Annotated in this window: 1 protein-coding gene; it reads right to left on the bottom strand. The window is 58.7% G+C overall.

The genetic code is table 11. From position 1 onward, the window contains the following. The coding region (locus SB756_RS29745) for an aminotransferase class I/II-fold pyridoxal phosphate-dependent enzyme (protein ID WP_410913165.1) at positions 1-276 on the bottom strand (276 nt) is incomplete at both ends.

The raw sequence follows: 276 nt of genomic DNA on the forward strand, positions 1-276 counted from the left end.
GTTCTGCTTAATAATAAAGCTGAAGTCGCGCTGTGCGCCTTTTTCCGCCAGGGTATTTACGAAGAGCTGGCGCATGCGCTGGATGCGCTGACGCATATCCGACAGCTCCTGCTCCCAGATGGTACGCAGGGTATCGTTGCCCAGAATGGTGGCGACGATGGCGGCGCCATGTGCCGGCGGATTGGAGTAGTTGGCGCGAATGGTGTACTTCACCTGACTGAACGCGGTATCAGCCACGCTCGCATCGGCGGCAACCAGCGTGATGGCACCAACACG

The organism is Pseudomonas sp. SIMBA_068, from assembly GCF_046534705.1.
GTDB classification, from domain to species: Bacteria; Pseudomonadota; Gammaproteobacteria; order Pseudomonadales; family Pseudomonadaceae; genus Aquipseudomonas; species Aquipseudomonas putida.